Origin of the sequence: Alteromonas abrolhosensis, assembly GCF_001953635.1 — a bacterium.
In the GTDB taxonomy this organism is placed as follows: domain Bacteria; phylum Pseudomonadota; class Gammaproteobacteria; order Enterobacterales; family Alteromonadaceae; genus Alteromonas; species Alteromonas abrolhosensis.
Window position 1 is genome coordinate 313,293 of record NZ_MEJH01000004.1, and the last position, 14,171, is coordinate 327,463.

At 45.7% G+C, this 14,171-nt stretch carries 8 protein-coding genes and 1 pseudogene; 7 read left to right on the top strand and 2 right to left on the bottom strand.

Annotation, left to right across the window (positions count from 1 at the left end):
• Positions 1-97: 97 nt before the first annotated feature.
• Positions 98-1,393, bottom strand: a complete 1,296-nt coding sequence (locus BGK61_RS08875) for a GntP family permease (protein WP_014997928.1) — start codon at positions 1,391-1,393, stop codon at positions 98-100.
• Positions 1,394-1,656: 263 nt separating this feature from the next.
• Here BGK61_RS08875 and BGK61_RS08880 point away from each other — a divergent pair, with 263 nt between their 5' ends.
• From BGK61_RS08880 to BGK61_RS08890, 3 genes are all read left to right on the top strand, one after another.
• Positions 1,657-4,035, top strand: coding sequence for a TonB-dependent receptor (locus tag BGK61_RS08880; RefSeq protein ID WP_083648716.1), 2,379 nt, complete (start codon positions 1,657-1,659; stop codon positions 4,033-4,035).
• A gap of 185 nt (positions 4,036-4,220) precedes the next feature.
• On the top strand, positions 4,221-4,889 hold the full coding sequence (locus BGK61_RS08885) for a response regulator transcription factor (protein ID WP_076012565.1): 669 nt from the start codon (positions 4,221-4,223) through the stop codon (positions 4,887-4,889).
• A gap of 199 nt (positions 4,890-5,088) precedes the next feature.
• On the top strand, positions 5,089-5,979 hold the full coding sequence (locus BGK61_RS08890) for an aspartyl protease family protein (RefSeq protein WP_076012566.1): 891 nt from the start codon (positions 5,089-5,091) through the stop codon (positions 5,977-5,979).
• 100 nt (positions 5,980-6,079) lie between these two features.
• Here BGK61_RS08890 and BGK61_RS08895 read toward each other — a convergent pair whose 3' ends face one another.
• Entirely contained in the window at positions 6,080-9,595 is a 3,516-nt protein-coding gene (locus tag BGK61_RS08895; RefSeq protein WP_076012567.1) for a hybrid sensor histidine kinase/response regulator, read from the bottom strand.
• Between the two features lie 267 nt (positions 9,596-9,862).
• Here BGK61_RS08895 and grpE point away from each other — a divergent pair, with 267 nt between their 5' ends.
• From grpE to BGK61_RS08915, 4 genes and pseudogenes are all read left to right on the top strand, one after another.
• Positions 9,863-10,486: a nucleotide exchange factor GrpE gene (gene grpE, locus BGK61_RS08900; protein ID WP_076012568.1), complete on the top strand. Its 624-nt coding sequence runs from the start codon at positions 9,863-9,865 to the stop codon at positions 10,484-10,486.
• A 120-nt stretch (positions 10,487-10,606) separates the two neighbouring features.
• A complete protein-coding gene (gene dnaK / locus BGK61_RS08905) occupies positions 10,607-12,532 on the top strand; it encodes a molecular chaperone DnaK (RefSeq protein WP_014997934.1) in 1,926 nt (641 codons plus the stop codon).
• A gap of 200 nt (positions 12,533-12,732) precedes the next feature.
• Positions 12,733-13,863 (top strand): molecular chaperone DnaJ, encoded by a 1,131-nt coding sequence (gene dnaJ / locus BGK61_RS08910; RefSeq protein ID WP_014997935.1) that lies wholly within the window; start codon positions 12,733-12,735, stop codon positions 13,861-13,863.
• A 113-nt stretch (positions 13,864-13,976) separates the two neighbouring features.
• Positions 13,977-14,171, top strand: a pseudogene (locus BGK61_RS08915) (IS3 family transposase); the annotation flags it as partial.

The window sequence follows — 14,171 nt, forward strand, 5'->3', positions numbered from 1 at the left end:
TATCCTTTTCTCAGACCGCATTTACAGATGGCAATATTTTGCAATAGTGACCTATTTGTCATGCGGTCTTCGACTATATCGTTGGCTTTGACTAAAGCTACATGATGCTAAACAGGCCAATGGCCATGGCAAGGCCAATAACTGGCACCACAACAGTTAGCGCACCAACCGCCCAGTAGGCAGCCTGATGGGTTTCGTTACAAATAGCGCGTATGGTAGTAACCACATAGCCATTATGAGGTAACGAATCTAATGCGCCTGATGATATAGACACAATTCTATGCAGCTGGTCTGGCTCTACGCCTTGATCAAGGTAATGCGGAGCCACTAAAGGCAAGGCAATGGCTTGTCCACCAGATGCACTTCCTGTTAATCCTGCAATCACGCTTACGGCAATGGCTGCACCAATAAGCTCGTTACCAGGAATTTGGGTCATAAGCGCTACCGTTGTTTGAAACGCTTCAGTGTTCTTTGCTATTGAACCAAAACCTACAACAGCGGCGGTGTTACCTATGGCGATCAATGCCCCGGTGGTACCTGCATTAATGGCAACCGGTAAACTGTGAAAATGTTTGTAGTTAATCGCTAGCAAACACAGCACGCCGCCGCCTAACGCCAGAATAAGCGCAAGCTGAGCGAGCTCTTCATGGAATAAAAACGAAATCACCAACACCACAACCAAAGGCACAATACCGGTAAGCGGGTGGGGTAGCGCTCTGTCTCGCACTTCAGGGTCGCTTGCTCTGGCTTCAAACACCTCGCCGTTATTAACGGCTTTTCTGATCATCTTAGCAAGCCACCAGTAACCGAAGCATGCCATGAATATGGCAACAACAAGGCTTACTTCCCATGCAGCAAATGGGGAGGTGCCTAAATACTTTATGGGGATCCAGTTTTGGATTTCTGGCGAGCCTGCCGAGGTCATAGTAAATGTTACCGACCCAAATGCCATGGCAGCAGGTATAAAGCGACGGGGTAGGTTGGCATCTTTAAACAAACTCACCGCCATAGGGTAAACAGAAAACGCTACCACAAACACGCTAACACCACCGTAGGTCAAAATAGCGCAAGCTAGCACAACAGCTAACACGGCACGCTTGTAACCAATTTTAGTGATGATCCAGCGAGAAACAGCATCTGCTGCCCCTGTGTCTTCCATGAATTTACCGAATAACGCGCCAAGTAAAAACATGAAGAACCAAGAAGCGATAAAGCCAGAGAAGCCACTCATATAGGTTTGAACGAAATTCACATCGCCAGTGAAGACGCCGATATTATTGGTGATGGCAACCACAAGAGCACACAAAGGTGCAGCGATAAAGAGGTTCATCCCGCGTATTGTCAAAACAATAAGCAACAAAAGACCGCCTACTAAGCCAATCATACTTAACATAGTTATTATTCCTTAAAAAATCTGTGACCGCAGATGATCCGAAACAGTTAAGTCGATTAAAGATTTGCACACACTCAAAACCACAAAGTGTATACAAATCAGGTAAAAAGCGTTCATAACAGACATAAAGTTTGACGTTACTTTTATCAAAATCCCATAGTACGATGGTACTACATACTATTAACAATTAATTAACTAAAGTGATTTTGACCGTAGGCAATACATCCGGCAGTGACCAGAACTTAGAACAACAAGGACTCACTATGTCTCAATCAATACACACAAATGGTTTGGTTTCACCCTACCAACCACATTCAGCCGCTGTTAGCACAGAAAAACGCAAAAGCGCTTCAGTTAAGCACCCCATGCACAGCCTATGTGCCCTAGCAGTGGCTAGCGTTTTAAGTACAGCGCCCGCATTTGCTCAGGATGGTCAAGCCAATGCCGATGCCGAAGCGCAAAAAGGGAAATTAGAGCGCATTGAAGTGACTGCGCGAAAAACTGTAGAGTCGCTACAGGAAACACCGGTTGCTATCACGTCTATTGGCGCCGCTGAACTTGGCGAAAAAGGAATTAGCGTGCTGACTGAAGTGCAGCAGTTTTCGCCCAATACAACGCTACAAACCAGTCGCGGTACCAACTCAACCTTAACAGCGTTTATTCGTGGACTTGGTCAGCAAGACCCGCTATGGGGTTATGAGCCGGGTGTAGGTATTTACGTTGATGACGTCTATATTGCTCGCCCACAAGGAGCTGTACTTGATTTGTTAGACGTGCAGCGTATTGAGGTGTTGCGCGGCCCCCAGGGCACGCTCTATGGAAAAAACACCATTGGTGGCGCAGTTAAGTACGTCACAAAAGAAATGACGGGCGACACACACATGAACGTTGAAGCTACGGTAGGTAGCTATAATCAACGAGACATTAAAGTGACGGGACAAATACCGTTGATTGAAGACACGGTATACCTTGGCGTGGGCTATGCCAATTTAAACCGCGACGGTTTTGGCGAGTATCTGGTAAGCGCGTTGCCAAACCAAGATAAAGAGAACTACAACAAAGATTTGTGGGCTGCACGTGTAACGCTTGAAGTGCACCCAAGTGAAGATTTGTTTTTCCGAATTGGCTGGGATAAGACTGAAGATACATCAAATGCGAAGGGCGGTTACCGTTTACTTCCAAGTATGTTAACTGATGCTCCGGTACCTGATTCGGTATACGACTCATACACTAGCTTACCTACATGGAACAAGGTCGAGTTAGAAGGCTATAACTGGCTGGCTCGATACAGAGTGAATGATGACTTAGAGCTTAAATATATTGGCTCGCATCGTGAGAGCTATTCACCTACCAATATCGACTTTGACAACACGCCTCTGCCAATTTTCGATGTGCCAGCAGAATATGACGACAGCAACGATACGCACGAGATCCAGGCAAATTATACGGGTAATGCATTTAGCCTAGTCTCAGGCCTGTATTTATACGATGGTGAAAGCTGTGGTAATTTTGATGCTATTCTAGGTGTGTTAGGGCAGTCGCTTGGCGCCCCAGGCTTGACGCGAGAAGTGACGGGCTGCAACAACTCAGAAAGCTGGGCTGCCTATGCGCAATTGAACTACGACATTACTGATAAGCTATCGCTTTCACTTGGTGCCCGTTATACCGACGAAGAAAAGACCGCGTTCGTGAACAACGGCTTGGTATTTGCCAATGTTTATCCTTATACCGACTGGATTGATGGGTATGTACGTCCAGACGGGCAATTAGTGCCTCAAGTACTTGGTACAGACACTGACGGCGATGACGTGCTAGATGCACCAGCGGTAGAAAGCTGGTCTCGCTTTACCCCGCGAGTGGGCGTGGAGTATCAGATGGACCGAGATACCATGTTCTTCGCCAGCTATTCACAAGGCTTCAAATCGGGCACCTTTAACCCTCGTGCTCAAACTAACGAGCCTGGTGTTAAACCTGAAGTAGTAGACAGCTTCGAAGTGGGTGTAAAAAGCGACTTAAGCGACGCGCTTCGCTTGAATATCACGTTGTTCTCTTACGATCACAAAGATCGTCAGTACATTGGTGTGGAAGGGGATTTATCTGACCCAACAGCTCTTGACCAGCGTTTACGCAATGCAGCAGAAACAGCCGCAAAAGGCGCTGAGTTGGAGATGACCTGGGTGGCGTCAGACAATCTACAATTTGATATGGCCTACGGCTTTATTGATTTTGAGATTAAAGAAAACAATGCCATACCTCCTCTTATTGGCTTGGCAAGCACGCCAGAAAATACGTTTAATTTCAATGCCAATTACTTGCTAGAAACGAGCTTCGGGGATATTACTTTTAACGCCAACTATTACTATCGCGATGATTACCTACTCTTTGAAACCAGCGACCTCATTCAACAGGATGCCTATGGCATGGTGAACTTGAGTGCACGTTGGGAGAGTGTGGAAGGCGATTGGTATGCCGGGTTACACGTTAAAAACCTGACCGATGAAGAGTATTTGGTTGGCGGTTATGACTTTGTCACCCAGGACGATGAAGGTAACTTTGGTCCGGGCCTTGGTGGTGATACAACACTTATTGGGTATTACGGAGACCCGCGAACTGTTCATTTGACAGTTGGTTATCGCTTCTAATCAATACTCAGTTAACACGACACGCCTAAGTACATGTGCTTAGGCGTGTTTATTTGTGCTCAACCTACCTGCGAGTATGTTGTCGTGCGAGTCTGTCGATAAGGTAAGTACGCCAATAACGTTAACCTTTCTTAACCGGCGTGGTAGTATGTTAATTAACAAGGTTGTTACAAGTTGATGGCATTATGTCCGTGAAAATTCTGATTGCTGACGATCACCCTCTGTTCAGGGCCGCAATGTGCCACGCATTAACTAGCGTGGAGCATATCGAACTTGTAGAAACATCCACGTTTCCCGATACGCTCGATTGCCTTAAATCAAACGCTGACATCGACCTGCTTTTTTTAGACCTTACCATGCCTGGCAACGAGGGGTTAAACGGTCTGGCCGAGATACATGCGCTATACCCTGATGTGCTGGTAGTGGTTATTACGGCTCAAGAAGAGCCTGACGTTATGGCGAAATCACTTGCTTTAGGTGCAAGTGGGTTTATTCCCAAATCTGCGTCAGTGGATTGTATTATTGAAGCGGTAAATACGGTATTAGACGGGGAAACATGGGTTCCATCTTTGGCTCAAATGGCTACTGGTACGCTGAACAAACCATCGGCATCAAATCAGAATGGCTGTTCTGGTGACGACGACTTTACTAGTCGGTTAAAACAGCTCACACCTCATCAACTCAAAGTGCTTCGAATGGTGTCAGACGGCTTGCTCAATAAGCAGATTGCTTACGAATTAGCTATTTCAGAATCTACGGTTAAACAGCATGTTTCTGCAGTATTGAGAAAGCTTGGTGTTATTAACCGAACCAAGGCTGGCATAGCGTTCAAAAATGCTATGCACTTAAGCTAAGCGCAGTACAAAACATAAAATAAGCTAGATTAGGTCATATTTTTTGAGAAAAAGCGCGCTGTTCGTTACCCGTACTTGCACTTTTCCCTTTTTGAGTTGTTACTTCGAAATGCAATTCGTCGTGTTAAATCGACCTTAATTCATTCTTGTGCTAGCGTGAAATTTCAAAGGATTAACTGCCAGGCATAAAAGGATATTTATGACCCGATTTATTTTACTTTCCCTTCTTTTCAGTTCTTTCAGCGCACTAAGTGCCGTCACCGCATGGACAGATTTCACGCTAGATAACGGCCACGTTTTTCTGCCCGTCACCATCGAGGGTATCGAATCTCGCGTAATGTTAGATTCCGGTGCACAGATAAACAGTATCAACCGCGCGTTCATTGGAAAGCACAAATTAGACCTCGATAAAGGGCGTCCAGTCAATGTTAAAGGTGTATATGATGTTGAGAGGCGTAACGCTTATAACAACGTAAACGTTGAGATATTTGGTACTGGCTTTGAGCTAGATTCACTAGTCGAGTCCAGTCTAGGTCATCATTCCAATGGCATGTTATTGGGTGCTGGCTTTTTCAATAACTTCATTGTCCAGCTAGATTACCCTCACAGAAAAATTCGGTTGGTTACACGTGATTCATTGGATATGGGGGAAGTGGCTAACGTACGCGCAGACTCTCAACAGGGAAGCGGTATGCCTATCGCACAAGTAGAGATTAACGGTGTAGCCTTATGGCTGCTTGTCGACACGGGTAATTCAGGCACAATTTTAATTGACCGTCGCGCGGCATCCAAGGTTGGATTGCTCGATAAGGTCGAAGGTACAAGTATGTCTTTCGGCGCAAACAGTTCTGGCGTAAACGAGTTTGCTACGTCTGATGTAGTGAAGTTTGGCCCCTATGAAATTGGCGATGTAAAAGTTAGCTTTCCTGCTGAGGGACAAAAAACAAACTTGGAAAGTCAATATGAGCGAACAGGCAGCCGGATAGGAGGAAAGCGAGTAGTAGGCTTAATTGGCTACGATCTGTTAAAAGATTTTGTTGTAACCCTAGATTATCGTTACGGAAAGCTGCACATCGCGTTGCCACAATAGTAACAATACTCTTTTGGTGTCCTACTACTTGGGTTACATACTAGTAAACAAAACTTAAATTATACTTCGGCGTCAAGGCGACCATGCTATTTAATCGCGTTTAACTAAGCGACTGTTTCAGTAGTCGCTTGAGCGCCGCAGGCTTTAGGGGTTTTGGCAGGTAGCTAAATTGTTGCTCTGCCGCTTCTTCTCTTATGTCATTACTTCTATTAGCTGTGACCAGAATCTTCACGTCAAAACTCACGCTATTTTCAGCAAGCCTTGCGGCTACGTCAAAACCGGTTTCACCATAGTCTAGATGGTAATCGGCGATAAGTACGTCAAAGTGTTGTCCGGGCATATTCGATGCATCTGTTACGCTTGCTATCAACGAAGTATTAGCGCCCCAATCGCTAAGCAACGCACACATTGCGTCTGCTACTTGCTCATCGTTTTCTACAAGTAAAAAGCGAGCGCCTTTTAAAAACGGTTCGTTGTTATCTTTTGCCGAGCCAGCAGCGGATAAAGGCCTTGAGGTTGACTGTTGGGGAGATAAAAGAACGCCCGACACTGCTTTTTTATTAACAGTGTGATTAGTTGGTTCGTTTTCAGAATTCACCGTTAAGATTGGGGCGGGAGTAACGGCATCGACATGATTAGCGTTATTTGTGCGCGCACCTGATACCGAGCATTCACTTTGACTTGCTTTTGACACAGCTACGCTAAAGCAGCTTCCTCGATTTAGCGACGAAGCTAGCTCGACCTTATGGCCAAGTAATCGGCATATCTTATCTACAATCGTCAGGCCTAATCCAATTCCTTCTCCTTTATTATTGCTTTCAAGCTGATGAAATTCGCTAAAAATCTCGTGCTGTTGGTGAGGGGCAATACCCGAACCTGTATCGTATACACAAAGTTTTATAGTTTGCTCGGCGTCAGAGAAGTGCGCGCGCCTAACGCCGACGAGTATGCTGCCTTTTGTCGTATAACGCACAGCGTTAGACAACAAGTTTTGAAGCACCCTACGCAATAAAATTTTGTCCGAGTACACCATGACTGTGCTCGGCACATACCTAAGAACAATACCTTTTTGCTTAGCAATCACACTAAATTCTTGTACCAGCGATGACAGCATTTCATCGATGGGAAACGCAGTCTTTTGTGGTATCAGTACGCCAGCGTCTAATTTTGTCATATCCAGTAGCATGGAAAGCAAACTTTGAGCGTTATCTAATGAATTCACTACGCCTTCAGACAACGTGGCCAATTCGCTGCCTTGTGTCTTTTTACTCAGCATGCTGGCAAATAATGTAGCGGCGTTAAAGGGTTGCATAAGGTCGTGCCCCGCCGCGGCCAGAAATTTAGTTTTACTCTCATTGGCCTTATCAGCTTGAAGCTTTGCTTCTTCTAACTCGGCGGTGCGAAGGGCAACCCTAGCTTCTAGATCTTCTTTTGCGTTTTCTAATTCTTTTTGAATAGCAATGTATTCGGTAATATCGCTGTATGTGGTTACGTAGCCGCCACCGGGAAGCGGTGCGCCATTGAGTTCTATTACTTTTCCGTCGGGCTGTTTACGGATGTGTTTATGACGGGTGCCCTCAAGCATGTAACTTACCCGCTTATCAATAGATGAGGGACTGAAGAGACCGCGTTGCGCGTTGTATTTTAGTATTTCAGTAATGGGCATGCCTGCTTTCAAAAAGCCTTTGGGGTAGGCAAATAGCTCCACATAGCGCTCGTTCCACGCCAGTAGCTGCAGCTTGTCATCTAATACACTGATGCCTTGTTCGATATTTTGTACCGACGATTGGAGAACTTCGTGGTTGAACTGAAATGACTGGGAGGCCTCTTCCACCCAGTCAACCAACTCTGGAAAGCTATCGCTGCCAGTCTCCGCAATAGCGCCCAATAATATGCGTGCACTAGGGGCGCCCACTTGTGCGGCAAGTAATTTGTTTACTCTGTCAATAAGAGCCTGGCTTGCGTAACCACTACTTGAAGCGCGATTGACGTCAACAGAAAGCTGCTGAACAAGTTGAGAATGTGTGGCACTTTCCAATACACGCTCAGTAAGCGCAATTAAATCCCGTACTTTTACCAGTAAGCGGGGGGCATCTTCATCAGTGGTAGTGGAAGTGTTTTGCTTAGCGCCACGCCCCGAGGTTATAAACGCAATTGCGATGAACGTGGCGCAATTAGCTAAGAGGGAAAAGGCAAAACCTTTGCCGAGTGCTTGGTCGGTAGGGGCGGGGTCAAAATAATAACTCGACAGTAAACTTGGGTAGAGAAGAAATGCTGCCCAACAAACAAAGCCCACTACCAAAGCGCTAATGGCAGCTGCCTTGTTGCTTCGCTGCCAATAGAGACCAAACATAAGAGATGGCATACATTGGGCTAACAGGGCAATAGCGATAACGCCGCTTTTAACCAAAGGTGCAGCTTGGCTAATGTTGAGGTGATACCAAAGAGCGATGCTGAGTACGACCACCACGGTAAGACGACGTATCGACAATATTTTACCTGGCTGCATTGAACGGTTGGGCGAGGTTTTTAGTTGAGCTTTAAGCCATAGCGGCGTGACAACGTTGTTCGAAATCATTATCCCCAATGCTAATGTTGCGACAATCACCATGCTGGTGGTTGCAGAGAGACCACCAATGAAAGCAAATGACGACAGTGCAATATTTTCCGCATATAAAGGAAGAGCGAGCACGTAGGCATCTGAGCTAGTAGACGCAGGCAAAAGCATTTTACCTGCAAGGGCAATAGGAATAATGAAAAGGGTCATGCCGAGCAAATAGAGGGGAAATAGCCATCTTGCAGTTCTTAGCTCTCCCTCCCCATTTTGCTCAACAAAGTTCATATGAAACTGCCGTGGCAATACGAACATAGAGCAAACGCCAAGCGCAACATGTGATATATAAACCCAAGGTGCGCTATCAGCGTAAATGACTTCTCTTGCACTGGTATTTGACGCAGCGTTTGATACCAGATCAAGAACCCCATCGAATAAATAGAAGCAAACAAAAATACCCACAGCCCACAATGCCACTAGCTTTATTATCGACTCAAAAGCAATGGTAAGCAGTAACCCCGGGTGTTTGTCGGTTAAGTTCAGTGTACGAGTGCCAAAAATGATGGCAAACAGGGCGAGCAGGATGGCCACATAAATACTTAACCAAGGCGTACTGGTATGCGCGTCGCCAGTTAATAAATTTATCGATTTTGTAATGGCGTCTAATTGCAAAGCTATGTATGGCACAACGCCAAAAAAGCAAAGCAAAGTAATAAGCGCAGCAATTAGGTGAGAGTGCTGATATTTAAGTGATATAAGGTCAGCCAAAGAACTGATGTTGTGTTGCTGGCACAATCGGCTTATATGAAGTACTACGGGAAACGCAAATGCCATTGTCAGCATGATCCCTAAATAAGTAGGGATGACAGCCCAGCCGTATTGTGCCGCCTGCGACGTTGTGCCGAAAAATGCCCAAGAGGTACAATGCACGCCCAATCCAAGACTATACAGTACAGGGTGCTGCCTGTTATCGCGTAAACGCTTATCTCCCCAAAATGCTAAAGCAAATAACGCCAAAAGGTAAAAACCGACGATAGTGCCAACGGTCCAGATACTCAGCATAGAAATTCCGTGTTGTAACGCACTTTGATAAGGAGTTGTTTTAGTGCGCTTTTCGATAAATTTTACATTAACACGGTTTTTACACTCGTCACAGATTCAAAGCGCGTAGTAGAGACCGTTAACTTTTTCGCATTACATCCACAAAAATATTGTGGATACCCTTGATCACCTTAAATCTAGCCCCATAACTAAGCGCAACAGACTTATTCCCAATAATGTTAACGTTATTGGGCAATGCCTAATTAAGAAAAACGTTTGGAGGTAGGCATGAGCGATAATCGCGACGTGCAGGCAGATCAAGAAAATACAGTTGATGAAACTGTTCAAAATGCTGAAGAAGCGCAAGTAGAAGCGTCAGAAGCAGAAGGCGTCGAACTAGATGAAAATGCACAGCGCATTTACGAGCTAGAGACGGCACTTTCTGAAGCGCAAGCAACGATTAAAGAGCAGCAAGATGGTGTGCTTCGCGCACGTGCAGAAGCGGAAAACGCACGTCGCCGTGCTGAAGGTGAAGTAGAAAAGGCGCGTAAATTTGCCCTTGAACGCTTTGCTGGTGAGTTGCTTCCGGTTATTGACAACCTAGAGCGCGCGATCGAATTGACCGATAGCGACAATGAAGCGGTTAAACCTCTGCTAGAAGGTGTGGAAATGACCCACAAAACTTTCTTAAGCACTATTGAGAAATTCGGATTAAGCCTTATTGATCCGCAGGGCGAAACCTTTAACCCTGATTTGCATCAGGCTATGTCGATGCAAGAAAGCGCAGACCACGAGCCGAACACGGTGATGGCGGTTATGCAAAAAGGTTATCAAATTAACGGCCGTTTGTTACGCCCAGCCATGGTAATGGTATCGCGTGCACCAAGCGGTGGTGTGGATACGCAAGCGTAAGTCACGTCTTTTGCGATAAACACACAAAAATGTCAGTTTTTTTAATTGGCAACTATTGAAAAGTTCGGGGAATAACCCCACTAAAAGTACAGAATTAAGAAACTTTTTCGGAGACACGAAATGGGTAGAATCATTGGTATCGACTTAGGTACAACGAATTCATGTGTCGCAGTTCTTGACGGCGACAAACCTCGCGTAATTGAAAACGCGGAAGGCGACCGTACAACTCCTTCAATCATCGCTTACACAAACGATGGTGAAACACTTGTAGGTCAATCAGCGAAGCGTCAGGCAGTAACAAACCCGACCAACACATTATTCGCAATTAAGCGTTTAATTGGTCGTCGCTTCCAAGACAAAGAAGTACAGCGCGACATCGACATCATGCCTTTCAAAATTGTAAGTGCTGATAACGGTGATGCGTGGGTAGAAGCGAAAGGCGAGAAAATGGCGCCACCGCAAATTTCTGCTGAAGTACTTAAGAAAATGAAAAAGACCGCTGAAGATTATCTTGGCGAAGAAGTTACTGGCGCAGTTATCACTGTTCCTGCTTACTTCAACGACTCTCAGCGTCAAGCAACTAAAGACGCGGGTCGTATCGCAGGTCTTGAAGTTAAGCGTATTATCAACGAGCCAACTGCTGCTGCTCTTGCCTACGGCATGGACAAAAAGCAAGGCGACAACGTTGTTGCAGTATACGACTTAGGTGGTGGTACGTTCGATATCTCTATCATCGAAATCGATGAAGTAGACGGCGAGCACACCTTTGAAGTACTAGCAACTAATGGTGATACTCACCTTGGTGGTGAAGACTTCGATAACCGCGTTATCAACTACCTAGTTGAAGAATTTAAGAAAGACCAAGGTATCGACCTTCGTAAAGATCCGCTTGCTATGCAGCGTCTTAAAGAAGCCGGTGAAAAAGCGAAGATTGAGCTTTCTTCTTCACAACAGACTGAAGTTAACCTGCCTTACATCACTGCTGATGCAACAGGTCCTAAGCACTTAGCGATTAAGCTTACTCGTGCAAAACTTGAGTCTTTGGTTGAAGACCTAGTTAAGAATTCACTTGAGCCGCTTAAGCAGGCACTAGCTGATTCGGATCTTTCTGTTGGCGACATCAACGACATTATCCTAGTTGGTGGTCAAACTCGTATGCCGCTAGTACAGAAGTATGTGACTGAATTCTTTGGCAAAGAGCCACGTAAAGACGTAAACCCTGATGAAGCAGTTGCAGTAGGCGCGGCAATTCAAGGTGGCGTACTTTCTGGTGACGTTAAAGACGTACTACTTCTAGACGTTACACCTCTGTCTCTAGGTATCGAGACAATGGGTGGCGTAATGACGGTACTTATCGAGAAAAACACGACGATTCCAACGAAGAAGTCGCAAACTTTCTCAACTGCTGAAGACAATCAGTCAGCGGTAACAGTACACGTACTACAAGGTGAGCGTAAGCAATCAAGTGGCAACAAGTCTCTTGGCCAGTTCAACCTAGAAGGTATTCGTCCAGCAGCACGCGGTGTACCGCAAATCGAAGTAACATTCGATCTTGATGCTGACGGTATCCTACACGTATCTGCGAAAGATAAAGATACGGGTAAAGAGCAGAAGATCACTATCAAAGCTTCTTCAGGCCTAAGCGATGAAGAAGTAGAAAAAATGGTAGCTGACGCGGAAGCGAACAAAGAAGCTGACAAGAAGTTCGAAGAGCTGATTCAAGCGCGTAACCAAGCTGACGGTATGGTTCACGCCACACGTAAACAGCTTGAAGAAGTTGGCGATGCACTAAGTGCAGAAGACAAGGCGCCAATCGAAGAAGCACTTTCAGCACTTGAAACTGCGGTTAAAGGCGAAGACAAAGCGGACATCGAAGCAAAAACGCAAGAGCTTATTCAAGCTTCTAGCAAGCTGATGGAAGCGGCGCAAGCACAGCAGGCTGCAGCCGGCGGCGCAGAAGGTGCAGAACAGCAATCTTCTGGTAAAGCAGACGATGACGTTGTTGACGCTGAATTTGAAGAAGTGAAAGACGACGACAAGAAGTAAACTGTTGTGTCAGGCCCGTTACCTAGCATGATAGCGGGCCGTATAAGCAGTTAAGGCGCATCAGGAATTTCTTGTTGCGCCTTTGTTGTGTAAATGACTTGGCGTTATTGAATTTATATTCAGGTTATTTTCACAACAGTCAGATGTAGATTCGATGAGCATAAAATGCTTATCGACAAAAAGTAGGATATGTAAACGATATGTCGAAACGAGACTACTACGAAGTACTCGGGGTAGATAAAAGCGCAGGCGAACGCGAAATTAAAAAGGCGTACAAGAAGCTTGCGATGAAGTATCACCCTGACCGTACGCAAGGCGATAAAGGCCTGGAAGATAAATTTAAAGAAATCCAGGAAGCCTACGAAATTCTGTCAGATTCGCAGAAACGTGCAGCATACGACCAATATGGCCATGCGGGAGTTGATCCAAACCGTGGTGGCGGTGGCTTCGGTGGTGGTGCCGATTTCGGCGATATTTTTGGCGACGTATTTGGCGATATCTTTGGCGGTGGCCGAGGTGGTCGTCAATCTCGCGCACGTCAAGGTTCAGACCTTCGCTATAACTTAGAACTAAGCTTGGAAGAAGCGGTTCGCGGAAAGAGCGTGGACATTCGCGTACCCACCTTAGTTGAGTGTGATGTTTGTGATGGTTCTGGAGCGAAGAAAGGTTCTTCACCTAAAACCTGTCCAACCTGTCACGGTAATGGCCAAGTTCAAATGCGCCAAGGTTTCTTCGCTGTTCAGCAAACCTGCCCAACGTGTTCAGGTAAAGGCAAGATCATTGAAGATCCGTGTAACAGCTGTCATGGCCACGGTCGTAAAGAAAAGACCAAGACCCTTAATGTTAAAATCCCGGCTGGCGTAGATACGGGTGATCGCATTCGTCTATCAGGCGAAGGGGAAGCCGGTGAGAACGGTGCACCTCCAGGCGATTTGTACGTGCAGGTTCACGTACGTGAGCACGATATATTTAAGCGCGATGGCAACAACTTGTACTGTGAAGTACCGTTAAGCTTCACTACGGCAGCCCTTGGCGGCGAGCTAGAAGTGCCAACGTTAGACGGTAAAGTGAAACTGAAAATTAGTCCTGAAACGCAGACTGGCCGAATGTTCCGTCTACGTGGTAAAGGTGTTAAATCAGTGCGAAGTGGCGCCATGGGCGACTTAATGTGTAAGGTTGTGGTTGAAACACCAGTAAACTTATCATCTCGCCAAAAAGAACTACTTCAAGAGCTTGAAGAGTCGATGGGTAAAGCGTCAAGTAAGCATAGCCCTAAAGCACAAGGTTTCTTCGATGGCGTTAAGAAGTTCTTTGACGACTTAACGAACTAAGATTGTAAAAAAGATTAGGTGTTTTAAAAAGCCCTCAGTTGAGGGCTTTTTTTGTTTTTTGTGACCCATCCTAAATAGCGTTGACACTTTTCAAACTTAATTTGGAGAGTGTAATGAAATCAAATAGCAAAAGAACTCAACGCGATTATTCCCTCGCTTTTAAATTGGCTGTTGTAGACCAAGTTGAAAAAGGCGAATTCACATATAAACAAGCACAAGACCACTACGGAATTCAGGGGTGTTCAACGGTTTTAGTTTGGCTTCGTAAGCATGGTCGTCTAAATTGGACGGATGGAACACCTAAGTTT